Here is a 25,753-nt window from a genome sequence, read left to right as displayed (position 1 = left end):
CCGGGTCAAACTGGTGCTTGGCGGCCAGTGCTGGAGGTGCCATCGTCCCCATCCAGGCAAGGAGGCCAGGCGGTATGAGATTGAAGAGGCCCGCGAATTCTTGCTGCGGGCAGGAGTGAAATGATGAGTTGCATGCGCTACAAGGGCTATGCCGCCCGTATTGAATATGATGAGCGTGATGATATTTTCGTCGGCCGCGTGCTGGGGATTCGCGACATCATCAGTTTCCACGCAAGTTCTGTCCCGGAACTGCATGAGGCCTTCCGTCATGCGTTGGAGGACTACCTGGCCGATTGCGCGGAACAGGGCATCACTCCCGAAAAGCCGGCATCGGGGAAGGTCATGCTGCGTATTCGGCCCGAAATCCATGCCGCTGCCAGCGTTGCTGCCCGTGCGGCAGGCAAAAGCCTGAACCAGTGGGCCGACGAGGTGTTTGAACAGGCGGCGCTGGCCTGATCGAACACTTGTTCTTCCAATCCCGCAATCACTCATGGCAGGCTCTACGGCGCTCATTTACCCGTCATCGAGTATTCAATGCCTTTCTCCAACGGTTTTCTCCTCAGCCTGTCCCTGTGTCTTGATATCGGTGTGGCCAATATCGCTATGATCACCCTGGCCATGCAGCGCGGTTTCCTGCAAGGGTTCTGGCTCGGCCTGGGCACGTGTGTCGGTGACCTGGTGTATGCGATCGCAGCGCTGGCCGGCATGACCGTGTTGCTGCAGTTCGAGAGCGTGCGCTGGGCCTTGTGGCTGGGTGGTTCGGCGCTGCTGGTGTGGTTCGCGCTGAAGATGCTGCTGGCGGCCTGGCGCGGCGGGCATATGGAAGCGCGCAGCGAGGTGGTGGCGGAATCGGCCTGGCGCGAATTCATGCGCGGTATCTTCCTGGCCATGTCGTCGCCCACCGCCATTTTGTGGTTCGCCGCTGTCGGTGGCGTGCTGATTTCCCGTTCCGGTGGCGGTAGCCTGCTGGAGGCCGGGTTGTTTCTCGGCGGCTTTTTCGCTGCAGGGCTGGTCTGGTGCCTGAGCCTGTGCGGCATCGCCAGCCATGGTGGGCGTTTGCTCGGTGACCGTCTGCTGACGTGGTCATACCTGCTCTCGGCAGCGATTTTCTGCTATTTCGCGGTGTACGTGATCGTTTCGGGCTATCGCGAATTCATACTGGCCAGCCCGGGCGTGTAGGCAGTTACAGGGGGCCGCCGCGCCTGTCAGCCTTTTTCCTCCCTGTTGTCGATTTCCCGCTCTCTCGTTCGACCAGTGTTGAAGGCGCCGAGTACCGGCGCCACCCGCACTTCGGAGAGCCCCTCATGAATACCCAGGCCGAAAGCGAAATCCGTGAACTGATCGAACGCTGGATGCAAGCGGTGCGCGATCGTGACATCCCAGGTATCACCGCCCCCTATGCCGACGACATCGTCGCCTTCGATGCGATCAAGGAACTGCAGTTCAAGGGCAAGGCCGTGTACCAGGCACATTGGGAAATGTGCATGGGTTTTTGCACCGGCCCGATGACGTTCGAGTTGGCCGAACTCACGGTGTACGCCGATGGCGAGCTGGGCCTGGCCCATTGGCTCAACCGCTGCGGCCCGTCGGATGACGAAAGCCAGTGCGGTTTCATGCGCGTCACCGTGGGCTATCGCAAGACCGCCGGCCAGTGGCGGGTCATCCACGAGCACTGGTCGGCGCCTTTCGATGTGGAAACCCAGAAAGCGCTGTTTGATCTCAAACCCTGACCCGCTATCGCCAAACGCACTTTGCCAATGCCGTGGAGATCACCATGAAATACCTGTGCCTGGTCTATTGTGACGAGGGGCTGCTGCACAGCCTGCCCGACAGCCCCGAAGATGCCGAATGCATGGCTTACGCCGAGTCGCTGCAGCGCTGTGGGCGCATGCTCGCGGCCGAGGCGCTGAAACCGGTGCAGACCGCCACCACGGTACGCATGCGCGGTGGCCACATGAGCCTGACCGATGGCCCGTTCGCCGAGACCAAAGAGCAGCTTGCGGGTTTTTACCTGGTCGATGCCCGCGATCTCAACGAGGCATTGAACATTGCCAAAGGCATCCCGGCCGCACGGGTCGGCAGCGTTGAAGTAAGGCCCGTGCGCGAACTGCAACCCTGACCGCAACGGAGAACAACAAGAATGAGCCTTGCCCAACCTGCGCAAGCGCAACACGAGTTGGCCATCAGCCGTCTGATCGACGCCCCGCCCGCCAAGGTGTTCCGTGCCTGGACCGAACCCCAGTGGCTGATGCAGTGGTGGGGGCCGCATGGCATGACCACGCCGGAATGTGAAATGCAGCTCTGGGTCGGTGGCCTGTTTCGTACCTTGATGCGCGCCCCCGACGGTACCGACTACCCCACCCAGGGTGTGTTCCTGGAGATCGCCGCGCCACGTCGGCTGGTGTTCACCGATGCGTTCGGGCCAGGCTGGGTGCCGTCTGCCAAGGCCTTCATGACCGCAGTGGTGACCTTTGACGAGGAACACGGCAAGACCCGTTATACCGCCCGCGCCTGGCACTGGAGCGCTGCCGACTGCACGGCCCATGAAGAAATGGGTTTTCACCAGGGGTGGGGAGAAAGCCTGGACCGCCTGGTGGAGGTGGTGACCCAGCGGATGCCGGACTGATGGCAACGCTGGTGCAGGTACGCGCCGAGATCGAGGGGGTTTACCGCCGGGACTCGCGGCGTATCCTGGCGACGCTGATCCGCCTGCTGGGGGATTTCGACCTGGCAGAGGAGGCCATGCATGATGCCTTCTTCATTGCCGTCGAGCGCTGGCAGCGCGATGGTATCCCCAAAAACCCACGTGCATGGCTGGTGTCGACCGGCCGTTTCAAGGCCATTGACGCGGTGCGGCGGCGTGCGCGTTTCGACCGTTCGCAGGCTGACCTGATCATGCTCATCGAGGGCCAGGGGCAAGACCCCAGTGATGAGGCGTTGCTCGCCGACGATCGCCTGCGGCTGATCTTCACGTGCTGCCACCCGGCTCTGGCTGCCGATGCGCAGGTGCCTTTGACGTTGCGCGAAGTCTGTGACCTGACCACTGAGCAGATCGCCCGTGCCTTCCTGCAGAGCCCGGCGACCATTGCCCAACGCATCGTGCGCGCCAAGGCCAAGATCCGCGACGCACGCATTCCTTACCAGGTGCCGGAGCTGCACGAATTGCCTGAGCGCCTGGAAAGCGTGTTGCGGGTGATTTACCTGGTGTTCAACGAAGGCTATTCGGCGTCTTCGGGTGAGGCGTTGGTGCAACAGGCGTTGAGTGATGAAGCGATTCGCCTCGGTCGCTTGCTGGTGCAGTTGTTACCGGACCCGGAGGCGGTCGGTTTGCTGGCGCTGATGTTGCTGCAGGCGTCACGCCAGCACGCGCGTAGCGATGCCCAAGGCAATCTGGTGCTGCTCGAGCAGCAGGATCGCAGCCTGTGGGACGGTGCGCAAATCAGCGAAGGCTGTGAATTGGTGCAGCTGGCGTTGCGCAGCCGGGCGTTCGGTGCCTACACGGTGCAGGCGGCGATTGCAGCGGTGCATGCGGAGGCTGCGAGCGCAAGTGAAACGGACTGGGCGCAGATTGTCGGCCTTTACGATGTGCTGCAGCGGCATTGGCCGTCCGCAGTGGTGGCGCTCAACCGAGCGGTGGCATTGGCCAAGCGGGATGGGCCGCGGGTGGGGTTGGCGGAGATTGAAACAATTCTGGCGACTGGCGAGTTGCGCGACTATCACCTGGCGCATGCGGCAAGGGCGGAGCTGCATTACCAGTTGGGTGAGGCAGAACAGGCCCGTGCGGCCTGGCGGCAGGCGCTGGAGTTGACGCATCAGGCGCCGGAACGGCGGCATATCGAGGGAAAGCTGCAGGCGTTGGAATGACCCGGCAGCACCGGCCCTGTCGCCGGTACTGCCTGAAGCCATCAGCTGGCGACAAAATTGGGCGGCGATACCAGCTCTACCGTCTGCTGCTTGCGCGGCGCCAGGATCTCTGCCTCGCCCTCTACAACCAGCTCATCGTTCTGGTTGTACACGTTGGTGGCGATGCGCACTTTGAACTTTGGCAGCTTCTCGAGGATTTCCAGGCGCACGGTCAGGGTGTCGCCGATTTTCACCGGCTTCTGGAAGCTCATCTTCTGGCCCAGGTAGATGGTGCCGGGGCCGGGCAGGGTGCAGGCTACTGCCGCGCTGATCAGCGCGCCGCTGAACATGCCATGGGCAATGCGCTCACGGAACATGCTCTTGGCGGCGAATTCGGCATCCAGGTGCACCGGGTTGTGGTCACCGGACATCGCGGCGAACAGCTGGATGTCGCGTTCTTCCACAGACTTTTCGTAACTGGCCTTCTGGCCGACTTCTAGAGCTTCGTAAGGCGTGTTGGTGACCTGGGTCATTGGCGCTTCCTTGATGGGCGGACAAGGCCGTTATCATTCGCTGCGGGCAGGGCGGCCAAGGGCCAGCGCCTGCTCCAGCCACGCGAGGATATCGGCGGTGACCTCGTCCCGATTGAGTTCATTGAGCACTTCGTGCCGCGCCTTGGGGTAGACGCGCAGTTGTACATGTCGATTGCCGGTCGCGCGCAGGGCGTCGGCCAGATGGGTGAGACGCTTGCCGGCACTCACCGGATCACATTCACCGCCAATCACCAGCAACGGCAGGTTCGGATCGATCTGCGCGAGGTTCTTCGCCTGGCTGATCTGCGCCAGGCCGTGCAGCAAGTCTAGCCACAACTGGTTGCTGCAGCGAAAACCGCACAGCGGGTCGCTGACGTACCTGTTTACCTCTTCAGGGTCGCGGCTTAGCCAGTCGAAGGCGGTACGGGTGGGTTTAAAGGCTTTGTTGAACGAGCCGAACGACAGCCACTCGATCAGCGCACTCTTGCCTTGCGGGCCTTGGCGCAACGCCTCCAGCCGGGCGATCAGGCGCGCCATGCGGTACAGCGCCGGCGGCTGGAAATTGGAGCCGCTGAGGATCGCCCCGTGCACGCTGCCACTGTGGTGCATCAGGTAAGCCTGGGCGATGTAGCTGCCCATGCTGTGGCCGAACAGGAACAGCGGTGTGCAGGGGAACTGCTGGCCGATGTGCTGTGTGAGCAGGGCCAGGTCGTTGACCACGGCATTCCAGCCATGTTGCCGGGCGAACAGGCCGAGGCTACCCCGTTCGGCGGTACGGCCGTGGCCGCGCAGGTCCGCAGCCAGCAGCGCATAGCCGGCAGCGCTCAGCGCCTGGCCCAGGCGCTGGTAGCGCCCGGCATGTTCGGCCATGCCGTGCGCCAGCAGCACCACGGCCTTGACCGGCGTGGCCGGCAGCCATTGGTGCACGTACAGGCTGCAATGCTCGCTGGCCGGCAGCCAGAAGGCGTCGTAAGGCATGGCGGATCCTTTGCGCTGGGGTACGAGCACAGTGTATGCGCAAGCGGCCGGATTGCAGGAAGGGCACAAATAAGATTCACAATGTTAATGGCGGCACTTGGCATATATGCCACCTCAGGCTTACCTGCTAACGTCGGTTGAACGCCTTTTTGCCATCAGGCAAAGGGATTACAGGCTAAGAGCGGGTTCAGGCAGAGGAACAATAATAAATGCAAGCCGACTTCTGGAATGACAAGCGCCCGGCGGGCGTGCCTTCCACCATCGATATCCATGCGTACACCTCGGTCGTCGAAGTTTTCGAGCGATCCTGCAAGCGCTTCGCCGACCGCCCGGCGTTCAGCAACCTGGGCAAGACCCTGACCTATGGCGAACTCGACCGCCTTTCGGCGGCCTTTGCTGCCTGGCTGCAGCAGCATACCGACCTGGTGCCGGGTGACCGCATCGCCGTACAGATGCCCAACGTGCTGCAGTATCCCATTGCGGTGTTCGGCGCCCTGCGCGCCGGGCTGATCGTGGTCAACACCAACCCGCTGTACACCGAGCGTGAAATGCGCCACCAGTTCAAAGACGCCGGTGCCCGCGCCCTGGTGTACCTGAACATGTTCGGCAAGCGGGTCCAGGAGGTGCTGCCCGATACCGGCATCGAATACCTGATCGAGGCGAAGATGGGCGACCTGTTGCCCATGGCCAAGGGGTGGTTGATCAACACCGTGGTCGACAAGGTCAAGAAAATGGTCCCGGCCTATCATCTGCCCCAGGCCATCTCGTTCAAGCAGGCACTGCGCGAGGGCGCGGCGCTGAGCCACAAGCCGGTAACGCTGAGCCTGGACGACATCGCCGTGCTGCAGTACACCGGCGGCACCACGGGCCTGGCCAAGGGCGCCATGCTCACCCACGGCAACCTGGTGGCCAACATGCTGCAGGTGCTGGCGTGCTTTTCGCAGCATGGCCCGGACGGGCAGAAGCTGATCAAGGAAGGCCAGGAGGTGATGATCGCGCCGCTGCCGCTGTACCACATCTATGCCTTTACCGCGAACTGCATGTGCATGATGGTCACCGGCAACCATAACGTGTTGATCACCAACCCGCGCGATATCCCTGGCTTCATCAAGGAACTGGGCAAGTGGCGGTTCACCGCACTGTTGGGGTTGAACACCCTGTTCGTGGCGCTGATGGATCACCCGGGCTTCCGGCAGCTGGATTTCTCGGCGCTCAAGGTGACCAACTCTGGCGGTACGGCACTGGTCAAGGCCACCGCCGAACGTTGGGAGAGCCTGACCGGCTGCCGCATTGTCGAGGGCTACGGCCTGACAGAGACTTCGCCAGTGGCCAGCACCAACCCTTATGGCGAGCTGGCACGCCTGGGTACCGTGGGCATACCGGTGGCAGACACAGCATTCAAGGTCATCGATGATGAGGGCAATGAACTGCCGCTCGGTGAGCGGGGCGAGTTGTGCATCAAGGGCCCGCAGGTGATGAAGGGGTACTGGCAGCAACCCGAGGCTACGGCGCAGACCCTGGATGCTGATGGCTGGCTGAAAACCGGCGACATTGCAGTGATCGACCCGGACGGCTTTACGCGTATCGTCGACCGCAAGAAGGACATGATCATCGTCTCGGGCTTCAACGTGTACCCCAACGAAATCGAAGACGTGATCATGGGCCACCCGAAGGTGGCCAACTGCGCCGCCATCGGCGTGCCTGACGAGCGTTCGGGCGAGGCCGTCAAACTGTTCGTGGTGGCCCGTGAGGGCGGGCTCAGCGTCGATGAACTCAAGGCCTACTGCAAGGCCAACTTCACAGGTTATAAAGTGCCCAAGCACATCGTGCTGCGCGAGTCGTTGCCGATGACCCCGGTGGGCAAGATCCTGCGTCGCGAGCTGCGCGACATCGCGTAAGGGGGGCGAGCTTCAAACTTCAAGTTTCAAGCTGCAAGAGGGGGCGTGCGCCGCTCTAGCTTGCAGCTTGCCGCTTGAAACTTGGCGCTCTAAGTCAAATACTCTAAAAATGACTTGTATCCTTCATTGAGTCATTTTTGTGACCGTAAGGCCCGTTTTGGCCTCTAGGCGACCCTTTGCAAAGCTGTTACTCTCGGCCCGCTTTCAGATGATTCGGTTTGCAACGAACCGCCATCTCATATCAATAATAAACGCATCGACGCGTAAATCGAACTTCGCTGTTGCTGAAGGAGTGGGCTTCCATGATCGACCATTTTTGGAAGGATAAATACCCAGCCGGGATTACGGCGGAAATCAATCCTGACGAATTCCCCAATATCCAGGCGGTACTCAAGCAATCCTGCCAACGCTTTGCCGACAAACCGGCCTTTAGCAACCTGGGCAAGACCATCACCTACGGCGAGTTGTATGCCCTGTCGGGCGCTTTTGCGGCCTGGCTGCAGCAGCACACCGACCTCAAGCCGGGTGATCGCATTGCCGTACAGCTGCCGAATGTCCTGCAGTACCCGGTAGCGGTGTTCGGTGCCATGCGCGCCGGCCTGATCGTGGTCAACACCAACCCGCTGTATACCGCACGGGAGATGGAACATCAGTTCAACGACTCCGGTGCCAAGGCGCTGGTGTGCCTGGCCAACATGGCGCACCTGGCCGAGAAAGTGGTGCCCAAGACCCAGGTCAGGCACGTCATCGTCACTGAAGTGGCCGACCTGTTGCCACCGCTCAAGCGCCTGCTGATCAACAGCGTGATCAAGTACGTGAAGAAGATGGTGCCGGCCTATAACCTGCCGAACGCAGTGCGCTTCAACGATACCCTGGCGCTGGGCAAGGGCCAGCCGGTGGCCGAGGCCAACCCGCAAGCCAATGATGTTGCCGTGCTGCAGTACACCGGCGGCACCACAGGTGTGGCCAAGGGCGCAATGCTGACGCACCGCAACCTGGTGGCCAACATGCTGCAGTGCCGGGCGCTGATGGGTTCGAACCTGCATGAAGGTTGCGAGATCCTCATCACGCCGCTGCCGCTGTACCACATCTATGCCTTTACCTTCCATTGCATGGCGATGATGCTGATCGGCAACCATAACGTGCTGATCAGCAACCCGCGTGACTTGCCGGCAATGGTCAAGGAGCTGGGCAAGTGGAAATTCAGCGGCTTCGTCGGCCTCAACACCCTGTTCGTTGCCCTGTGCAACAACGAGGCGTTCCGTGCGTTGGACTTCTCGGCGTTGAAGATCACCCTGTCCGGTGGCATGGCGCTGCAACTGAGCGTGGCCGAGCGCTGGAAAGCCGTCACCGGTTGCGCCATTTGCGAAGGCTATGGCATGACCGAGACCAGCCCGGTTGCGGCGGTCAATCCGGCCGAAGCCAACCAGGTCGGCACCATCGGTATCCCGGTGCCCTCGACCCTGTGCAAGGTCATCGATGACAGTGGCACCGAACTGCCGCTGGGCGAGGTGGGCGAGCTGTGCGTCAAGGGGCCGCAGGTGATGAAGGGCTACTGGCAGCGTGAAGATGCCACCGCCGAGATCCTCGACAGTGACGGTTGGCTGAAGACCGGGGACATTGCCCTGATCCAGCCGGATGGCTACATGCGCATCGTTGACCGCAAGAAGGACATGATCCTGGTCTCGGGCTTCAACGTGTATCCCAACGAGCTGGAGGACGTACTGGCAGCCCTGCCGGGTGTGCTGCAGTGCGCTGCGATCGGCGTGCCGGACGAAAAGTCGGGCGAATTGATCAAGGTGTTCATTGTGGTCAAGCCGGGCATGACCGTCACCAAGGAGCAGGTGATGGAGCACATGCGTGCCAACGTCACCGGCTACAAGGTGCCGCGTTACATCGAGTTCCGCGATGCGCTGCCAACGACCAACGTGGGCAAGATCCTGCGCCGCGAGTTGCGTGATGAAGAGCTGAAGAAGCAGGGTTTGAAGAAGATCGCCTGATCGCTGACCATTGCCCCGCAATATCCGCATCACGCTGAAAATCTGGGGCCGCTTTGCGGCCCTTTCGCGACACGAGGCCGCTCCTACAGGGGAGCGCAATCAGCGCAGTTTTTCCAGCATCTGGTAGTACCACATCCCTGCCGCCAACAGCGGATTGCCCAGCAGGTCCCCCATCGGCACCTTGATGTGCTTGCACCCGGCAAAGGTATCGAACTTCTCTAGCGTTCCGGTCAGCGCCTCGGCCATGATTTCACCCATGATGTGGCTGGTGGCGATACCGTGCCCCGAATAGCCCTGGCAGTACCAGACGTTGTCCGAAAGCTTGCCCAGCTGCGGTATGCGATTGACCACGATACCCATCGCGCAGCTCCACTGGAACTCGATCGGCACCCCTTTGAGGGCCGGGAAGGTACGCTCGATGCACGGGCGCAGTTCACCTGCGATATCACGGGAATCCTTGCCCGAATAGTTGGCGCCGCCGCCGAACAGCAGCCGTTTGTCGGCAGTGAGGCGGTAGTAGTCGAGCACGAAACGGCAGTCGTACACCGCCAGGTCCTGGGGGTTGATCTGTTCGGCCAGTTCACCCAGCGGCGCGGTGGTGACGATGCCACCCATGGCGGGGAAGATCTTGCCCTTTAGCTGGCGCTTTTCCAGTTTGTGGTAAACGTCGCCGGCCAGCATCACCTGGCGTGCTTCGATTCGGCCTTGGGCAGTGACCACTGCAGGGCGCGGGCCGTGCACGATGTCCAGCACCTCGGAGTTCTCGAAGATCAGCGCGCCCAGTGCATGGGCGGCACGCGCCTCGCCCAGGCACAGGTTGAGCGGGTGCAGGTGCAGGTTGCGCAGGTTTTTCAGCGCGCCCAGGTACAACGGGCTTTGCAGGTGTTCGGCAACCGAGTTGCGGTCGAGCATGTGCACCTGATCACCCATGCCGCGGCGCTGCGCTTCGGCCTCGAAGGCGCGCAGCTCGTTGAGGTGTGACGGTTTCATCGCTGCATGCAGGTGGCCGCGCTTGAGGTCACAGTCGATGCCATAGCGCTCGACCCGCTGCTCGATGATCTGGTGCCCGCGCCAGCGCAGGTGCCAGATGAAGTCATCCACTTCACTGCCCAGGCGGTCGCGCATCTGCGTGCGCATGGCTTCGTCGCCCGAGAGGCTGCCGGTGACCTGGCCGCCGTTGCGGCCGCTGGCGCCCCAGCCGATGCGGTTGGTTTCCACCACCGCCACTTTCAGGCCGCGCTCGGCCAGCTCCACGGCGGTGGCTACGCCGGTGAAACCGCCGCCGATAATGGCTACGTCGACCTGCACGGTGCCCTTGAGCTGCGGGTACTGCGTGTGGTCGTTGAGGGAGGCACTGTAGTAGGACGGCGCGCGCTGGGCCGGGCCGTTGTTCACTGCTGCGTTCATGGGTGTTCCTTATTCTGAATAGGGTGAGGCTCAGGCCTGGTGCAGGTACCAGCGCCAGTCCTGTTCGCTGACTTCGGCCATGAACTGGCGATACTCGGCGCGCTTGACCTTCAGGTACACCCCGAGGAAGTCCGCGCCGAGTGCTTCGCGTGCCCACGCCGAACGCTCCAGTGCGTCGAGGGCGGTCAGCCAGTCGGTGGGCAGGTGTTCGGTGGCCTGGGCGTAGCCGTTGCCTTCGACCGGTGCGCCCGGGTCGAGTTGTTCGCGGATGCCGCGGTGGCTGGCGGCGAGAATCGCCGCAGCGGCCAGGTACGGGTTGGCGTCGGCGCCACAGATGCGGTGTTCGACATGGCGGCTGTTGGCCGGCCCGCCGGGCACGCGCAAGCTGACCGTGCGGTTGTCGACACCCCAGGTTGGCGCCAGCGGTGCATAGCTGTTGGCCTGGAAGCGACGGAACGAGTTGGCGTTGGGGCAGAACAGCAGCAGCGAGTCGCGCAGGTGGCGTAGCATGCCGGCAACCGCTTGGCGCAGAAGGGGAGTGCCGGCCTTGTCTTCGCTGGCGAACAGGTTGTTGCCGGCGCTGTCGGCCAGGCTCAGGTGCATGTGCATGCCGGTGCCGGCCAGTTGCGCGAAGGGTTTGGCCATGAAGCACGCCTGCATGCCGTGGGCGTGCGCCACGCCTTTGACCAGGCGCTTGTAGCGCACGGCCTGGTCCATCGCTTCCAGGGCATCGCCATGCTCCAGGGTGATTTCCACCTGGCCTGGGGCGTACTCCGAAATCGCCGTGCGGGCCGGGATGCCCTGGGCTTTGCAGGCCGCGTAAAGGTCGGCGAGAAACGGCTCTATCTGCTCCAGTTCACGCAGGCCATAGACCTGGGTGCTGCGCGGGCGGCCGCCATCATTGTCCAGGGCCGGTTGCGGCCGGCCTTGGGCGTCACGCTGCTGGTCGAGCAGGAAAAACTCCAGTTCGCACGCCATCACCGGGTGGTAGCCGTCGGCCTTGAGCGCTTCGATGGTGCGCAACAGCACATGGCGCGGGTCGGCGACGCTGGCCGGTAGGCCTTCGCTGGGGTGCATGCTGACTTGCACGGCGGCGGTCGGCACGCGGCGCCATGGCAGGCGTACCAGGCTGCCCTCCAAGGGGTAGGCGCGGCAGTCGATGTCGCCGACGTCCCAGACCAGCCCGGAGTTTTCCACGTCATCGCCATTGAGGGTCAGGCCCAGGATGGTACTGGGCAGCGGGCGGCCGCTCTGGTAAACCGCCAGCAGCTCGTCGCGGTGCAGCAGCTTGCCGCGCGGCACGCCGTTGGCGTCGAGGATGAACAGTTCGAACAGCTCGATATCGGGGTTTTCGGCAAGGAAACGTCGGGCGTGTTCAACGGGGGCAAAGTGCATGAGGGATTCGCTCGTGTGCATACAGGACCGCCGCTTGGCGGCGGTCCGGCTGAGTCAATCGGCCGAAAGGTGGCCGGGCTTTGTCAGATGCGCGAGTGAAGTGTCCGGTGGGCGGGCGTGGCGGCAATGCCAGAGGGCCCAGAAGGCCAGGATCACATGGACCAGCGGATTTTCACCGGCGCAGGTGCGGGCCTTCGGTAGCGAAGGGCGCGAAAGCGGCGGGGCGATGGGCTGGACGGGGATCATGCATTGGATACTCACATGCGACGTCACGTTGATTAAAGCAGTGAATGGCAACCTTCACTCTGGTAACGGCTAAACATTGGCGGGGGCCGGTACAGACAGCAAAAAGCCGGCAAATCTGCGACAATCGCGCATCCTTCGAATGCCGATCATGCAAAAGCAGGCTCACCTGCATCACTAAAAAGCCCCATGACTGACCACGCCATCGACAAACTGCTGCAAAACCTCGACCACGCCATGATCGCCGACCGCCATCGCCTGCGCCGGCAACTGCATGAGCTGCGCAAGCGCCCCGACGAGGCCAAGCTCGCGCAGTGGGTGGAGAAGGTCCAGGCGTCTTGCGCCCAGGTGACCGCGCGTCAGCACAGTGTGCCGCGCATCCGCTACGACGACAGCTTGCCGATTGCCGCCAAGCGCGACGAGATCAAAAAGGCATTGGCCGAAAACCAGGTCCTGGTGATTGCCGGTGAGACCGGTTCGGGCAAGACCACCCAGCTACCCAAGATCTGCCTGGAGCTGGGCCGCGGCAGCCACGGCCTGATCGCCCACACCCAGCCACGGCGGATTGCCGCGCGCAGCGTTGCTGCCCGTGTGGCTGAAGAGTTGGGTACACCGCTGGGCGCCCTGGTCGGTTACCAGGTGCGGTTCGAGGACCAGAGCGACGCCAACACCTTGGTCAAGCTGATGACCGACGGCATCTTGCTGGCCGAAACCCAGCATGACCGCTTCCTCGAGCGCTACGACACGATCATCGTCGACGAGGCGCACGAGCGCAGCCTGAACATCGATTTCCTGCTCGGCTACCTCAAGACCCTGCTGCATCGCCGCCCGGACCTGAAGCTGATCATCACTTCGGCGACCATCGACCTGGAGCGCTTCTCCAAGCATTTCGATGGTGCGCCGATCATCGAGGTATCCGGCCGTACCTACCCGGTGGACACCTGGTATCGCCCGCTGACCAGTGAACAGGACGAAGAAGGCAACCAGGTCGAGGACGACCTCACCGTCGACCAGGCGATCCTCGCCACCCTCGATGAGATCGCCCACCACGAGCGCAGCGAGGGCAAGGGCCCCGGCGACGTGCTGGTGTTCCTGCCGGGCGAGCGCGAGATTCGCGATGCCGCCGAGATCCTGCGCAAGGCCCAGTTGCGTCATACCGAGATCCTGCCGCTGTATGCGCGCCTGTCTCCGGCCGAGCAGCAGCGTATCTTCCAGTCGCACACTGGCCGGCGAGTGGTGCTGGCCACCAACGTGGCGGAAACCTCGCTGACCGTGCCAGGCATCCGCTATGTGATCGACACCGGTACCGCGCGCATCAGCCGCTACAGCTACCGGGCCAAGGTCCAGCGCTTGCCGATCGAAGCGGTATCCCAGGCCAGCGCCAACCAGCGTAAAGGCCGTTGCGGCCGTGTCGAGCCGGGCATTTGCATACGCCTTTACAGCGAAGAAGACTTCAACGGCCGGCCAGCCTTCACCGACCCCGAGATCCTGCGCACCAACCTGGCGGCAGTGATCCTGCAGATGCTGCATCTGCGGCTGGGCGCCATTGATGCCTTCCCGTTCATCGAGCCGCCGGATGGCAAGGCCATCAGCGACGGCTTCAACCTGCTGCAGGAGCTGTCGGCGGTCAACCGCGAGAACCAGCTGACGCCCCTGGGCCGTCAGCTGGCGCGCTTGCCGATCGACCCCCGGCTGGGCCGGATGCTGCTCGAAGGCGCCCGTCAGGGCAGCCTGCAGGAAGTGCTGATCGTCACCAGTGCATTGTCGGTGCAAGACCCGCGCGAGCGCCCGCCGGAGCGTCAGCAGGCGGCTGACCAGGCGCATGCGCAGTGGAAGGATGTGGATTCCGATTTTGCCGCGCTGGTCAACCTGTGGCGAGGCTTTGAGGAGCAGCGCCAGGCGCTGACGGCCAACCCGCTACGCAACTGGTGCCGCAAGAATTTTCTCAACTATTTGCGCCTTCGCGAATGGCGCGACGCCCATCGTCAGTTGGCGCTGATCTGCCGTGACCTGCAACTGACGGTGAACAAGGACCCGTCCGACTACCAGAAGATGCACAAAGCCATCCTCAGCGGGCTGCTCAGCCAGATCGGCCACAAGACCGAAGACGGCGACTACCAGGGCGCGCGTCAGCGGCGTTTCTGGGTGCACCCGTCCTCGGGCATTGGCCGCAAGCGCCCGCAGTGGGTCATGGCCGCCGAGTTGGTGGAGACCACCAAGTTGTATGCGCGCATGGTGGCCAAGATCGAGCCCGACTGGATCGAGCCGCTGGCGACTCACCTGGTCAAGAAGAACCACTTCGAACCGCACTGGGAGAAGAAGCGCGGGCAGGTGGTGGCCTACGAGCAAATCACCCTGTACGGGCTGATCCTGGTCGGCCGCCGCCCAGTGCATTACGGTCCGATCGACCCGGTTACTTCGCGTGAGCTGTTCATACGCGAAGGGCTGGTGGGGGGCGAAATCCAGTCGCGAGCCAAGTGCCTGGCCGCCAACAAGCGCCTGCTTGAAGAGCTCGACGAGCTGGAAGCCAAGGCGCGTCGGCGCGACATTCTTGCCGATGAAGAAACCCTTTACGCCTTCTACGAAGCGCGCCTGCCAGCGGAGATCCACCAGACCGCGACCTTCGACAGCTGGTATCGCATGGGCAGCCAGAAGGATGCCAGCCTGCTGATCATGCGTGAGGAAGACGTGTTGGCCCGTGAGGCCAGCGAAGTCACTGCGGCGCAATATCCGGACAGCCTGCAGGTCGGCGAGCTGCGCCTGCCGCTGAGCTACCACTTCGAACCGGGCCACCCACGTGACGGCGTGACGGTAAGGGTGCCCGCGCCGCTGTTGCCAAGCCTGCCGGGCGAGCGCCTGGAGTGGCTGGTGCCGGGCTTGCTCGAAGCCAAGTGCGTGGCGCTGGTGCGCAACCTGCCCAAGGCCCTGCGCAAGAACTTCGTGCCGGTACCGGACTTCGTCAAGGCGTCGCTGGCACGCATGACGTTCGGCCAGGGTGCCTTGCCTCAGGCTTTGGGCCAGGAGCTGTTGCGCATGACCGGTGCCCGTGTGTCCGATGAGGCCTGGGCAGAGTCGGTAGGCCTGGTCGAAGGGCATCTGCGTATGAACATCGAGGTGGTCGATGGCCAGGGCAAGTTCCTCGGCGAGGGCCGCGACCTGGCCGAGTTGACCGCACGCTTTGCCGCCGCCAGCCAGGCAGCGCTGGCTGTGCCGCGCGACGACAAGGGCGCGCAGCCGGTGCAGGCCAAGGCCTTCAGTGAAGTGAAACAGACCGCCCAGCAGAAGATCGCCGGGCTGTCGATGACGGTGTACCCGGCATTGGTGGAAGAGAGCGGCAGCGTGCGCGAGGGGCGTTTCTCGACCCAGGCCGAAGCCGAGTTCCAGCATCGCCGTGCCTTGCAGCGCCTGTTGCTGCAGCAGTTGGCAGAGCCTGCCAAGTTCCTGCGCGGCAAGCTCCCGGGGCTGACCGAACTGGGCTTGCTGTACCGCGAACTGGGCCGTGTCGAGGCGCTGGTGGAGGATATCCTGCTGGCCAGCCTCGACAGTTGCATCCTCGAAGGGGAGGCCACGCTACCGCGCGATGGCGCAGCATTGGCCGGGCTTGCCGAGCGCAAGCGCGGCAGCTGGGCCGAGCATGCCGAGCGCCTGGCCCGCCAGACGCTGGAAGTGCTCAAGCTGTGGCACGGCCTGCAGAAGCGTTTCAAAGGCAAGATCGACCTGAGCCAGGCGGTGGCGCTGAACGACATCAAGCAGCAGTTGGCCAACCTGGTGTATCCGGGCTTCGTGCGCGAGACGCCTTCGGCCTGGTTCAAGGAGCTGCCGCGCTACCTCAGGGCGGTGGAGTTGCGCCTGGAGAAGCTTGGCAGCCAGGTGCAGAGGGACCGGGTGTGGAGTGGCGAGCTGACCAACCTCTGGGCCCAGTACAAGGCCCGTGCCGACAAGCACGCCCAGGAAGGCAAGCGCGACGAGCAACTGACCTTGTACCGCTGGTTGCTGGAGGAATATCGGGTGTCGCTGTTTGCCCAGCAATTGGGCACGAAAGTACCGATTTCTGACAAGCGTCTCAGCAAACAGTGGTCTCAGGTGGAAGCCTAAACCCCGCAAGTTGTGGCAATATTGAGGCAATTTGGGGCCGCATTGCGGCCCCTCGCGGGTTCAACCTGCGCTATGAACTTGGTACTAAAGTGCTATTACTCCAGCCAGCGCCCTGTGGCGATGGCCTTTGACCAGAGGAACGATCGTGCATAACGTCGTGATCAGCGGCACCGGCCTGTATACCCCGGCCCAGAGCATTTCCAACGAAGAACTGGTGGAATCCTTCAACACCTGGTCGCAACAGTTCAACCGCGACAACGCAGCCGCCATCGAGCGCGGCGAGGTCGAAGCTGCGCCGCTCTCCGACGCCGCCTTCATCGAGAAGGCCTCGGGCATCAAGAGCCGCTTCGTCATGGACAAGGCCGGCATTCTCGACCCGCAGCGCATGAAGCCACGCCTGCCGGAGCGTTCCAATGACGAGCAGTCGATCCTTTGCGAGATGGGCGTGGCCGCTGCCCGTCAGGCGCTGGAGCGCGCGGGCCGCACACCTGCCGATGTCGACGGGGTGATCGTCGCCTGCTCCAATCTGCAGCGCCCGTATCCGGCGATAGCTATCGAGGTGCAACAGGCGCTGGGCATCCAGGGCTTCGCCTTCGACATGAACGTGGCTTGCTCCTCGGCCACTTTCGGTATCCAGACCGCAGCCAACAGCGTGCAACTGGGCCAGGCCCGTGCGTTGCTGGTGGTAAGCCCGGAGATTTGCACCGGGCACCTGAATTTCCGTGACCGCGACAGCCATTTCATTTTTGGTGACGCCGCCACTGCCGTGCTGGTCGAGCGTGCCGACCAGGCCACCTCGGCACACCAGTTCGATATCCTCGGTACCAAGTTGCAGACCTCGTTCTCCAACAATATCCGCAACAATTTCGGCTTCCTCAACCGTGCTGCGGAAGAGGGCATCGATACGCGGGACAAGTTGTTCGTGCAGGAAGGCCGCAAGGTATTCAAGGAAGTCTGCCCGATGGTCGCCGAGCTGATCGGCAAGCACCTGGGTGAGAACGATCTGCAGCCCTCCGACGTCAAGCGCTTCTGGCTGCACCAGGCCAACCTGAGCATGAACCACCTGATCGTCAAGAAGCTGCTGGGGCGTGAAGTGGCTGAGGAAGATGCACCAGTCATTCTCGACCGTTATGCCAACACCAGCTCGGCGGGGTCGGTGATTGCCTTCCACCTGTACCAGGATGACCTGGCCAAGGGTTCGCTGGGCGTGCTGAGCTCGTTTGGTGCGGGCTACTCGATTGGTAGTGTGATTCTGCGTAAACGCTGACAGTCAGCCCTGCGCCGGCTTGCCGGCCGCAGGGCCAGTGCGTTTCTCGCAGGCAAAAAAAGGCAGGAAATGCCGGATGGGGTCGGCATTTCCCGCCTTGAGTGAAGCTCAGGCGTTGCAGCTTAGAACTTGGCTTCCAGGTCCACCTGCAGCGTGTCGACATCGGCATCGCTGTTCGGCAACTGCGACAGGTCGGTCTTGGCCATCAAGTAAGCGGCGCCCAGCGAGAAGTTCTTGTCGATTTCATAACCGACCTTGAACTTATGGCCGCGCGAGCCGGTGTAACCGTTGCCGAAGTCGGAGTCGGTGAACAGGCTGACCACGGCGTTGCGCTGAACATCGCGGTAGTTGTAATCCAGGCTCCAGGCGCCGACTTTGGTCTTCAGGCCAGCCAGCCAGGCCTGGTCTTCGCCATCGGTGCTTTCGGTGTTCTTCACGTACTGGCCATACGCCGACAACGGGATGGCGAGGCCGGTGAAGTCCAGCTGGCCGAAGCCTTCCACCAGGTTGAACTCGTTGGTGGTGTTGCCGAACGACTGCAGGATGGTCGCTTCCTTGTCGTTGTCGTAGCCATAGATGCTCGCGCCGACGGTGAGCTTGAGCACATCGGCCGGGGCGAACTTGGCGCCCAACTGGCCGTGGTAGACCTGGGCGTCGTGCTTGTACTGCACGCCGTCGCCGTCCACGTTGTCCTTGAGCGTGTACTGGCCCGCGCTGGCGAAGACTTCGGCGCCGCCGAGGTCGGCTTTGTAGGTGGCGGCAACGCCTTCCGGGTTGATGTCGCCGTCCCAGATGATGTCACCCATGCTCACCCAAGGCTGTGCCATCTTGCCGCCGATCAGGTGCAGGTTCGGTACTGCGCTCGGGTGCCAGTCGAGGTAGGCCTGGTCGACCCACAGCGATTTCTTGTCGAAGTAGTTATCGAAACTCTGGTTGGTCGAACGGCGGTCTGCGCTGCTGCCGGTGGCGATGCGGATGCCTGCGTCGACTTGCGGGTTGATCTCGCTGTAGAAACCGACGCGGGCGCGAACGCGCTGGCGGTCCTGGTTGCCGCTGCTGCTGTTCGGGTCGTCGACGTTGACGTCCTCGTAGCGCAGGCGGATATCGCCTTTGACCTGGGTCTTGGCGGCCCATGCCACTTTCTGTTCGAAGGAGCTCATGCGTTCTGACTGAGCTTTCTGGTCGGCCTTTTCCTTGGTTTCTTTTGCCAGGTCACCTTGCAGTTCGTTGTACTGCGCCTGGTTGATCGAGCCGTTGGCGCGGAGCATTTCGAGCAGCTTGGCGTCGACAGCCGCACTGGCCGGAGTACTCAGAGCCAGCATCATGCCGGTGAGGCTCACTCCGGTAAGTGTAGAAACAAGACGCATAAGGTTCTCCCTACTGAAAAATATTGGGGAGGCTCAGCGTCCACCCCCATGTTGGCATGTCTTCGGAAAGGGCCTGAATAGACAGGTTCTAGGGTTCCGGAAAACAGGCGCAAGTATTGCGGGGGCGAATGACAGAATAATGTCTATTTGGTGGCACTGCCGTTAAGTAATTGAGAATGAAAGGATCGGGCCGGCATTCGGCATTTGAGTGAGAGGCCGGTATTCCCTGATACTGATGCCCTCACTCCGCGAGTCGACATCGTGACCAGCCTCTACAGCCTTGCCCATCTGCGTGACCTGCCTGCCGCGACCTGGGACGCCCTGGTACCTGCCGGCCAACCCTTCCTGCGCCATGCGTTCCTGAGCGCTCTGGAGGACAGCGGCAGTGTTGCGCCAGCCACCGGCTGGGCGGCGGAACACCTGGTGCTGGAGCGTGACGGGCAAGTGCGTGCGCTGTTGCCGGCGTACCGCAAGTGGCATTCGTACGGCGAGTACGTGTTCGATCATGGCTGGGCCGACGCCTGCGAGCGTGCTGGTATTGCCTATTACCCCAAACTGCTCGGCGCCGTGCCGTTCAGCCCGGTCAGCGGGCCGCGCCTGCTCAGCGTTGACCCGGCCGATGGCCTGCTCATGCTCCAGGCATTGCCTGAGTATCTGGGCAAAGGCGGGCTATCCGGGGCTCACATCAACTTCACCGACCCTGGCCTGGATGCACAGATGGCCGGCCTGCCGGGCTGGATGGAGCGCCTGGGATGTCAGTTCCACTGGCGCAACCATGGCTACCGCGACTTTCAGGACTTTCTCGACAGCTTGAGTTCGCGCAAGCGCAAACAGATGCGCAAGGAACGTGAGCAGGTCGCAGGGCAGGGCATCGACTTTCGTTGGTACCGTGGCGATGAACTTGAGGAGGCTCAGTGGGATTTCGTCTACCTCTGCTACGCCAATACCTACGCAGTGCGCAGGCGTACGCCCTATCTGACCCGCGAATTCTTTAGCCTGCTGGCGCAGCGCATGCCCGAGGCCCTAAGGGTCGTGATGGCGCGTCAGGGCGGTCGCGATGTCGCCATGGCCCTGAGCCTGGTGGGTGGCGACAGCCTGTTTGGGAGGTACTGGGGCTGCCTGGATGAGTTCGACCGGCTGCACTTCGAGACCTGTTTCTACCAGGGCATGGACTTTGCGATTGCCGAAGGCTTGCAGCGCTTCGATGCCGGCGCGCAGGGCGAGCACAAGCTGATTCGTGGCTTCGAGCCGGTGCTGACCCGCTCCTGGCATTATCTGCTTCACCCAGGCCTGCGCCGGGCGGTGGACGATTTCCTGCAGCAGGAGCGGGCAGGGGTTATGGGCTATGCCGAAGAGGCGCGGGGGATGTTGCCTTACCGCCGGGATTGAAACCCGACAGGCCTCAATCCACCCCGACGAACCCGCCCGTCTGGTGATGCCACAGCCTGGCATACAAGCCTTGTTGCGCCAGTAGTTCACTGTGGCTGCCACTTTCGACGATATGCCCCTTGTCCAGCACCACCAGGCGGTCCATCCGCGCAATGGTCGAGAGGCGGTGGGCGATGGCGATCACCGTCTTGCCTTGCATGAGGGTTTCCAGGCTTTCCTGGATCGCCGCTTCGACCTCCGAGTCCAGTGCTGACGTGGCCTCGTCCATGATCAGGATGGGCGCGTTCTTGAGCAGCACCCGGGCTATAGCGATGCGCTGGCGCTGGCCACCGGACAGCTTGACCCCGCGCTCGCCCACATGCGCGTCGAAGCCCGTGCGGCCCTGGGCATCCGACAACTGAGGAATGAATTCGTCGGCACGGGCCCGGCGCACCGCCTCGTGCAGCGCTTGCTCGCTGGCATCCGGGCGGCCGTACAACAGGTTGTCGCGGATCGAACGATGCAGCAGTGAGGTGTCCTGGGTGATCATGCCGATCTGCGCCCGCAGGCTGGCCTGGCTCACCTCGGCGATGTCCTGCCCGTCGATCAGGATACGCCCGCCCTGCACGTCGTAAAGGCGCAGCAGCAGGTTGACCAGGGTCGACTTGCCAGCGCCGGAGGGGCCGATCAGGCCAATCTTTTCGCCCGGGCGGATGTCCAGGTTCAGCCCGTCGATGACGTTGCGGGCCTTGCCGTAGTGGAAGTCGACGTTATCGAAACGCACCGCGCCACGGCTCACGTCCAGCGGCGCTGCCTTGGGCTTGTCGGTGACGGTGACAGGCTGGGCGATGGTCTGCAGGCCGTCCTGCACCATGCCGATGTTCTCGAAGATGCCGTTGACCACCCACATGATCCAGCCCGACATGTTGACGATACGGATCACCAGCCCGGTGGCCAGGGCGATGGCGCCGACGGTGATCAGCGACTGGCTCCACAGCCACAGGGCCAGGCCGGTGGTGGCGACTACCAGCAAGCCGTTGAGGCTGGTGATGACCACGTCCATGCTGGTGATCACCCGCGACGCCAGCTGGGTCTTTTCGGTCTGCTCTCGGATCGCTTCGCGGGCGTACTGCTGCTCGTGGTCGGTGTGGGCGAACAGCTTGAGGGTGGCGATGTTGGTGTAGCCGTCGACGATGCGCCCCATCAGCCTGGAGCGGGCGTCGGAGGAGATCACCGAGCGCTCCTTGACCCGTGGCACGAAGTAGAACAGCGCGGCGACATAGCTGGCAATCCAGACCAGTAACGGCAGCATCAGGCGCCAGTCGGCCTCGGCGAACAGCACCAGCGAGGTGATCGCATAGATCAGCACGTGCCACAACGCATCCACCGCCTGCACGGCCGAGTCGCGCAGCGAGTTGCCAGTCTGCATGATGCGCTGGGCGATACGCCCGGCAAAATCGCTCTGGAAGAAGTTGAGGCTCTGCTTGAGCACATAGGTGTGGTTTTGCCAGCGGATCAGGCTGGTCATGCCCGGGTTGATGGTCTGGTGCACCAGCAGGTCATGCAGGCCAAAGAAGATCGGCCGCAGCAGCAGGACCACCACCAGCATCCAGATCAGCTCGCCGCTGTGCTCGCTGAAGAAGTTGGCATTGGGCGTGCTCTGGGCCAGGTCGATGATGCGGCTCAGGTAGCTGAACATCGCCACCTCGATCAGCGAGGCAACCAGGCCGACCACCAGCAGGGCGAGAAAACTCGGCCACACCTGGCGCAGGTAATAGAGGTAGAAGGGCCACACCTGGGTGGGCGGCGACTCGCTGGGCGCGTCGCGGAAGATGTCGATCAGTTGCTCGAAACGGCGGTACAGCATGGGTGACAACACTCCTGTTCAACCCGACCCTCAGGCGGTTTCACGTCCTTGTGAAGCCTGCAGTCAGTCGATGCGTTTGGCGGACTTGATGAACACCGGATCGGCCGGCACATCGCGCATGCCTTTCTTGACGGTAGTGCGCGAGTTGACGATCTGGTCGACCACCTCCATGCCCTTGGTCACTTTGCCGAACACCGCATAACCACGGTCACGGCCCGGGTTCAGGAAGTCGTTGTCGGCCACGTTGATGAAGAACTGGCTGGTGGCCGAGTTCGGGTCGGAGGTGCGTGCCATCGACAGGGTGCCGCGGGTGTTCTGCAGACCGTTGCCGGCTTCGTTGCGGATCGGGTCACGCGTCGGCTTTTGCACCATCTGCTCGGTGAACCCACCGCCCTGGACCATGAAGCCCGGGATCACACGGTGAAAAATGGTGTTGTTGTAGAAACCGCTGTCGACGTACTCGAGGAAGTTCTTGGTACTGACCGGCGCCTTCTCGGCATCGAGCTCGATTTCGACCTGGCCGAAGCTGGTGTCGAGCACTACGTGAGGGGTCTTGTCGGAGGCCATGACGGTGGTGGCAAAGGCGACCGAGCAGGCGGTGAGCAGAAGTTTTTTCAGCATGGGCTCAAAGATCCTTGAGAGGTGGAAGCGGCTGCGAGGAACTGCAGCAAAGTCTGGTTGAAGACTTCGGGTTGATCGAGGGGTGTAGCGTGCCGGGAATCATCGATGACTACCAGCCTTGCCTGCGGCATCAGGGCAACGTAGCGCTCTTTGAGTTGTACCGGGGTGTAATCGTGGTCGGCAGCGACCACCAGCGTGGGACAGTGTATCTGGCCGATGCGTTCCTGCACGCCCCAGTCCACGATGGCGTCAAAACTCTTGAGGTAGGCGCGTTTGTCGTTGCGCGCCCAGCGTTGCGCCATCTTCTGGCGCAAGTCGGCTTGCTCCGGTTTGGGGAACAGGCGCTGGGCCAGGCCCTTGCCGACCGTCTCGACACTGAGGATGCGCGCAAGGCCCCAGCGCTTGGCCCACCAGACCCAGTCGTTGCGCGTACGGCGCTTGACCTCGGGGGCGCTGTTGACGATGCACAGACTGCGCAGCCATTGCGGATGGTCGACGGCGAATTGAAAGCCCACCATGGCGCCCATCGACAGCCCCACGAAGTGCACCGGGCCGGTCTGCAGGTGTTCGAGCAGGGCCAGCAGGTCTTCGCTGAATGTGGCGATCTGGTAGCCATCATTGGGCTTGTCGGAGCGGCCGTGGCCCCGGATGTCCATGAGGATCACCCGGTAATGGCGGCTGAGCGCGGGTACCTGCAGCTCCCAGTCCTGGCTGCTGGAGCCCAGGCCGTGCAGCAGTACCAGGGGTTCACCCTGGCCGTATTCCTGATAATGCAGCGAGCATCCTTCATGTTCGAAATAGGCCATGGGCGCGGTTCTCTCAGGCTTGCGGGGGGGCTGCGAAGGGCACGTCCAGTGGCGCGGTGTCGAAATTGCGCAGCAGGTCGATGAGAATCTGCGTGGCCGGGCCCAAGGTCTTCTCTTTGCTCGAATAAAGGTAGAACAGTGGATGACGGCTGCCACCCTGGTCCAGTGGCAGCGGCTTGAGCACGCCTTCGCGCAGTTCGCGATCGATCATGTGCCGCGGCAGCCAGGCAAAGCCCAGCCCGCTGCTGACGAAGGTCGTGGCGGTCCCCAGGCTGCCGACGGTCCAGCGCTGTTCGGCGCCGAGCCAGCCGACATCGCGGGGTTGGGCGCGGCCGGAGTCGCGGATCACCACTTGCAACTGGCTTTCCAGGTCCTGGAACGTGATCTCCCGGCCCAGGCGGTGCAGGCTGTGCTCGGGGTGGGCGACAGCCACGAACTCCACGGCACTGAGCTCGGTGCCCAGATAGCCGCCAATGCTGTAGCTGCTGATGGCAAGGTCGGCGATACCTTCATGCATCACCTCCTCGACGCCGGACAGCACTTCCTCGCGCAGGCGCACCCGGCAACCGCGGCTCTGCGGCATGAACGCGGCCAGGGCACGTACCAGGCGGGCACTGGGGTAGGCGGCATCGACCACCACACGTACCTCGGCTTCCCAGCCTTGCTCCATGTGGTGGGCCAGGTCTTCAAGCTGGCTGGCCTGCTTGACCAGGTGCCGTGAGCGGCGCAGCAGCACGTTGCCCGCCTCGGTCAGCACGGCTTTGCGGCCATCGATGCGCAGCAGTGGTACGCCGAGCTGCTCTTGCATGCGCGCCACCGTGTAACTGACCGATGACTGCGAGCGGTGCAGGGCTTCGGCTGCCTGGGCAAACCCACCGTGATCGACCACTGCCTGCAAGGTTCGCCACTGATCCAGGGTTACGCGCGGCGCTTTCATCTTTGGCTCCTGTTGACCTAAGCTGCGCTCTTTCAAGGAGAGCGCCCCATGAAGAAATGTTGTGCGGCAATACTGATGTGCCTGCCCCTCGGGGCCATGGCTTACCCCATCGACGTGGAGAAGGAACTGGCCGGAGTCAAGCTGGACTACACCGCCTACGACACCGCGTACGACATCGGAGCCATCACCCTGAACAACTATGGGCAAGTGCCGGCGGCCTGCAAGGTGACGTTCCGCAACGGCCCGGAAGCGCCACGGGTACGCCGGGTGAATGTACCGGCGGGCAAAAGTGTGGACGTCACGGCCAAGTTCAACCGGCAGATCATCAAGCTGCGCATCGCAGTGAACTGCAAAGCGGAATAAAACTGATTAATCGATAGATTGCACCCACTTTTTACGCTTTTTTATCGATAGGTCAAGCCTTAATCTCACCTCCATCGAATCGCAACCCATTTTGCCGTTGGAGGCACCCATGTCCCGCGTACTGATCGTCGAAAGCAGCGCCCGCCAGCAGGATTCCGTTTCCCGTCAACTGACCCGTGACTTCATCGAACACTGGCAAGCAGCGCACCCGGCCGACGAGATCACCGTTCGCGATCTGGCGGTGACCCCGGTGCCGCACCTGGACGCCAACCTGCTCGGTGGCTGGATGAAGCCTGAAGAGCAGCGCAATGCCGCTGAACTGGAGGCCCTGGCCCGTTCCAACGAGCTGACCGATGAGCTGCTGGCGGCCGACGTGCTGGTGATGGCTGCACCGATGTACAACTTCACCATCCCCAGCACGCTCAAGGCCTGGCTTGACCACGTATTGCGTGCCGGCATCACCTTCAAGTACACCCCGACCGGCCCGCAAGGCCTGCTGACCGGCAAGCGCGCCATTGTCCTGACTGCCCGTGGCGGCATCCACGCCGGCGCCACCAGCGACCATCAGGAGCCGTACCTGCGCCAGGTGATGGCATTCATCGGCATTCACGATGTGAACTTCATCCATGCCGAAGGCCTGAACATGAGCGGTGACTTCCACGAGAAAGGCATCAACCAGGCCAAGGCCAAGCTGGCTGCGGTGGCCTGAGCGTCAACCAATTCCCAACCCTGACACCTTGTTTGCTCCTTTGGGTGTACCTGCCC

General features: G+C 62.8%; 22 protein-coding genes. 13 read left to right on the top strand and 9 right to left on the bottom strand.

Annotated features, from left to right (window positions below; translation table 11 throughout):
• Nucleotides 1-123: 123 nt before the first annotated feature.
• From ACMGF5_RS02115 to ACMGF5_RS02090, 6 genes are all read left to right on the top strand, one after another.
• The gene (locus ACMGF5_RS02115; protein WP_039603657.1) at nt 124-456 is read left to right on the top strand and encodes a type II toxin-antitoxin system HicB family antitoxin; all 333 of its coding nucleotides are present in this window, start codon (nt 124-126) and stop codon (nt 454-456) included.
• Nucleotides 457-534: 78 nt separating this feature from the next.
• A complete protein-coding gene (locus tag ACMGF5_RS02110; RefSeq protein WP_046788043.1) occupies nt 535-1,179 on the top strand; it encodes a LysE family translocator in 645 nt (214 codons plus the stop codon).
• Nucleotides 1,180-1,304: 125 nt separating this feature from the next.
• Nucleotides 1,305-1,730 (top strand): YybH family protein, encoded by a 426-nt coding sequence (locus ACMGF5_RS02105; RefSeq protein ID WP_039603658.1) that lies wholly within the window; start codon nt 1,305-1,307, stop codon nt 1,728-1,730.
• A 44-nt stretch (nt 1,731-1,774) separates the two neighbouring features.
• Nucleotides 1,775-2,119 (top strand): YciI family protein, encoded by a 345-nt coding sequence (locus ACMGF5_RS02100; RefSeq protein ID WP_039603659.1) that lies wholly within the window; start codon nt 1,775-1,777, stop codon nt 2,117-2,119.
• A 21-nt stretch (nt 2,120-2,140) separates the two neighbouring features.
• Nucleotides 2,141-2,626, top strand: a complete 486-nt coding sequence (locus tag ACMGF5_RS02095; protein WP_115274123.1) for an SRPBCC family protein — start codon at nt 2,141-2,143, stop codon at nt 2,624-2,626.
• Complete coding sequence (locus ACMGF5_RS02090; RefSeq protein ID WP_115274124.1) at nt 2,626-3,864, top strand: RNA polymerase sigma factor; 1,239 nt, start codon at nt 2,626-2,628, stop codon at nt 3,862-3,864. Before ACMGF5_RS02095 ends, ACMGF5_RS02090 begins: the two co-directional genes overlap by 1 nt.
• Before the next feature lie 41 nt (nt 3,865-3,905).
• Here the strand turns inward: ACMGF5_RS02090 and ACMGF5_RS02085 are convergent, their stop codons facing one another.
• A complete protein-coding gene (locus ACMGF5_RS02085; protein ID WP_012315672.1) occupies nt 3,906-4,376 on the bottom strand; it encodes a MaoC family dehydratase in 471 nt (156 codons plus the stop codon).
• A 33-nt stretch (nt 4,377-4,409) separates the two neighbouring features.
• Entirely contained in the window at nt 4,410-5,354 is a 945-nt protein-coding gene (locus tag ACMGF5_RS02080) for an alpha/beta hydrolase (RefSeq protein WP_115274125.1), read from the bottom strand.
• Nucleotides 5,355-5,563: 209 nt separating this feature from the next.
• Here ACMGF5_RS02080 and fadD2 point away from each other — a divergent pair, with 209 nt between their 5' ends.
• Entirely contained in the window at nt 5,564-7,252 is a 1,689-nt protein-coding gene (fadD2, locus tag ACMGF5_RS02075; RefSeq protein WP_046788048.1) for a long-chain-fatty-acid--CoA ligase FadD2, read from the top strand.
• A gap of 302 nt (nt 7,253-7,554) precedes the next feature.
• Complete coding sequence (gene fadD1, locus ACMGF5_RS02070) at nt 7,555-9,252, top strand: long-chain-fatty-acid--CoA ligase FadD1 (protein WP_046788049.1); 1,698 nt, start codon at nt 7,555-7,557, stop codon at nt 9,250-9,252.
• Between the two features lie 99 nt (nt 9,253-9,351).
• Here the strand turns inward: fadD1 and ACMGF5_RS02065 are convergent, their stop codons facing one another.
• Nucleotides 9,352-10,659: an NAD(P)/FAD-dependent oxidoreductase gene (locus ACMGF5_RS02065; protein ID WP_046788050.1), complete on the bottom strand. Its 1,308-nt coding sequence runs from the start codon at nt 10,657-10,659 to the stop codon at nt 9,352-9,354.
• A gap of 30 nt (nt 10,660-10,689) precedes the next feature.
• Nucleotides 10,690-12,054 carry a glutamine synthetase family protein gene (locus ACMGF5_RS02060; protein ID WP_046788051.1) on the bottom strand — a complete coding sequence of 455 codons (1,365 nt, stop codon included), beginning with the start codon at nt 12,052-12,054 and terminating at the stop codon, nt 10,690-10,692.
• A 432-nt stretch (nt 12,055-12,486) separates the two neighbouring features.
• Here ACMGF5_RS02060 and hrpA point away from each other — a divergent pair, with 432 nt between their 5' ends.
• Nucleotides 12,487-16,392: an ATP-dependent RNA helicase HrpA gene (gene hrpA / locus ACMGF5_RS02055; protein WP_414157536.1), complete on the top strand. Its 3,906-nt coding sequence runs from the start codon at nt 12,487-12,489 to the stop codon at nt 16,390-16,392.
• Between the two features lie 145 nt (nt 16,393-16,537).
• Nucleotides 16,538-17,659, top strand: a complete 1,122-nt coding sequence (locus tag ACMGF5_RS02050) for a beta-ketoacyl-ACP synthase III (RefSeq protein ID WP_119687598.1) — start codon at nt 16,538-16,540, stop codon at nt 17,657-17,659.
• A gap of 122 nt (nt 17,660-17,781) precedes the next feature.
• Here ACMGF5_RS02050 and ACMGF5_RS02045 read toward each other — a convergent pair whose 3' ends face one another.
• Nucleotides 17,782-19,026, bottom strand: a complete 1,245-nt coding sequence (locus tag ACMGF5_RS02045) for a putative porin (protein WP_119687597.1) — start codon at nt 19,024-19,026, stop codon at nt 17,782-17,784.
• A 261-nt stretch (nt 19,027-19,287) separates the two neighbouring features.
• Here ACMGF5_RS02045 and ACMGF5_RS02040 point away from each other — a divergent pair, with 261 nt between their 5' ends.
• Nucleotides 19,288-20,415, top strand: a complete 1,128-nt coding sequence (locus ACMGF5_RS02040) for a GNAT family N-acetyltransferase (protein WP_046788090.1) — start codon at nt 19,288-19,290, stop codon at nt 20,413-20,415.
• Between the two features lie 13 nt (nt 20,416-20,428).
• Here ACMGF5_RS02040 and ACMGF5_RS02035 read toward each other — a convergent pair whose 3' ends face one another.
• The 4 genes from ACMGF5_RS02035 to ACMGF5_RS02020 form a co-directional block, all read right to left on the bottom strand.
• A complete protein-coding gene (locus ACMGF5_RS02035) occupies nt 20,429-22,261 on the bottom strand; it encodes an ABC transporter ATP-binding protein (RefSeq protein ID WP_414157535.1) in 1,833 nt (610 codons plus the stop codon).
• A gap of 63 nt (nt 22,262-22,324) precedes the next feature.
• On the bottom strand, nt 22,325-22,882 hold the full coding sequence (locus ACMGF5_RS02030; RefSeq protein ID WP_046788057.1) for a peptidylprolyl isomerase: 558 nt from the start codon (nt 22,880-22,882) through the stop codon (nt 22,325-22,327).
• Nucleotides 22,876-23,688 carry an alpha/beta fold hydrolase gene (locus ACMGF5_RS02025; protein ID WP_367903960.1) on the bottom strand — a complete coding sequence of 271 codons (813 nt, stop codon included), beginning with the start codon at nt 23,686-23,688 and terminating at the stop codon, nt 22,876-22,878. Before ACMGF5_RS02025 ends, ACMGF5_RS02030 begins: the two co-directional genes overlap by 7 nt.
• A 13-nt stretch (nt 23,689-23,701) precedes the next feature.
• Complete coding sequence (locus ACMGF5_RS02020) at nt 23,702-24,625, bottom strand: LysR family transcriptional regulator (RefSeq protein WP_012315658.1); 924 nt, start codon at nt 24,623-24,625, stop codon at nt 23,702-23,704.
• A gap of 48 nt (nt 24,626-24,673) precedes the next feature.
• On the opposite strand from ACMGF5_RS02020, the gene ACMGF5_RS02015 reads away from it, so the two are divergent.
• A complete protein-coding gene (locus tag ACMGF5_RS02015; RefSeq protein ID WP_012315657.1) occupies nt 24,674-24,988 on the top strand; it encodes a hypothetical protein in 315 nt (104 codons plus the stop codon).
• Between the two features lie 109 nt (nt 24,989-25,097).
• Nucleotides 25,098-25,697, top strand: coding sequence for an FMN-dependent NADH-azoreductase (locus tag ACMGF5_RS02010; protein ID WP_046788059.1), 600 nt, complete (start codon nt 25,098-25,100; stop codon nt 25,695-25,697).
• The last annotated feature ends 56 nt before the right edge of the window (nt 25,698-25,753 follow it).

Source organism: Pseudomonas sp. BNK-15 (assembly GCF_047456105.1).
Lineage (GTDB): Bacteria > Pseudomonadota > Gammaproteobacteria > Pseudomonadales > Pseudomonadaceae > Aquipseudomonas > Aquipseudomonas putida_E.
The sequence above is the reverse complement of the archived record's forward strand: the minus strand, read 5'-3'. Positions and strand labels throughout refer to the sequence as shown.

Bases quoted from the DNA above. Each gene is read 5' to 3' on its own strand.
- ACMGF5_RS02115 (WP_039603657.1), top strand. From the start codon at position 124: ATGAGTTGCATGCGCTACAAGGGCTATGCCGCCCGTATTGAATATGAT.
- ACMGF5_RS02110 (WP_046788043.1), top strand. From the start codon at position 535: ATGCCTTTCTCCAACGGTTTTCTCCTCAGCCTGTCCCTGTGTCTTGAT.
- ACMGF5_RS02105 (WP_039603658.1), top strand. From the start codon at position 1,305: ATGAATACCCAGGCCGAAAGCGAAATCCGTGAACTGATCGAACGCTGG.
- ACMGF5_RS02100 (WP_039603659.1), top strand. From the start codon at position 1,775: ATGAAATACCTGTGCCTGGTCTATTGTGACGAGGGGCTGCTGCACAGC.
- ACMGF5_RS02095 (WP_115274123.1), top strand. From the start codon at position 2,141: ATGAGCCTTGCCCAACCTGCGCAAGCGCAACACGAGTTGGCCATCAGC.
- ACMGF5_RS02090 (WP_115274124.1), top strand. From the start codon at position 2,626: ATGGCAACGCTGGTGCAGGTACGCGCCGAGATCGAGGGGGTTTACCGC.
- ACMGF5_RS02085 (WP_012315672.1), bottom strand. From the start codon at position 4,376: ATGACCCAGGTCACCAACACGCCTTACGAAGCTCTAGAAGTCGGCCAG.
- ACMGF5_RS02080 (WP_115274125.1), bottom strand. From the start codon at position 5,354: ATGCCTTACGACGCCTTCTGGCTGCCGGCCAGCGAGCATTGCAGCCTG.
- fadD2 (WP_046788048.1), top strand. From the start codon at position 5,564: ATGCAAGCCGACTTCTGGAATGACAAGCGCCCGGCGGGCGTGCCTTCC.
- fadD1 (WP_046788049.1), top strand. From the start codon at position 7,555: ATGATCGACCATTTTTGGAAGGATAAATACCCAGCCGGGATTACGGCG.
- ACMGF5_RS02065 (WP_046788050.1), bottom strand. From the start codon at position 10,659: ATGAACGCAGCAGTGAACAACGGCCCGGCCCAGCGCGCGCCGTCCTAC.
- ACMGF5_RS02060 (WP_046788051.1), bottom strand. From the start codon at position 12,054: ATGCACTTTGCCCCCGTTGAACACGCCCGACGTTTCCTTGCCGAAAAC.
- hrpA (WP_414157536.1), top strand. From the start codon at position 12,487: ATGACTGACCACGCCATCGACAAACTGCTGCAAAACCTCGACCACGCC.
- ACMGF5_RS02045 (WP_119687597.1), bottom strand. From the start codon at position 19,026: ATGCGTCTTGTTTCTACACTTACCGGAGTGAGCCTCACCGGCATGATG.
- ACMGF5_RS02035 (WP_414157535.1), bottom strand. From the start codon at position 22,261: ATGCTGTACCGCCGTTTCGAGCAACTGATCGACATCTTCCGCGACGCG.
- ACMGF5_RS02030 (WP_046788057.1), bottom strand. From the start codon at position 22,882: ATGCTGAAAAAACTTCTGCTCACCGCCTGCTCGGTCGCCTTTGCCACC.
- ACMGF5_RS02025 (WP_367903960.1), bottom strand. From the start codon at position 23,688: ATGGCCTATTTCGAACATGAAGGATGCTCGCTGCATTATCAGGAATAC.
- ACMGF5_RS02020 (WP_012315658.1), bottom strand. From the start codon at position 24,625: ATGAAAGCGCCGCGCGTAACCCTGGATCAGTGGCGAACCTTGCAGGCA.
- ACMGF5_RS02015 (WP_012315657.1), top strand. From the start codon at position 24,674: ATGAAGAAATGTTGTGCGGCAATACTGATGTGCCTGCCCCTCGGGGCC.
- ACMGF5_RS02010 (WP_046788059.1), top strand. From the start codon at position 25,098: ATGTCCCGCGTACTGATCGTCGAAAGCAGCGCCCGCCAGCAGGATTCC.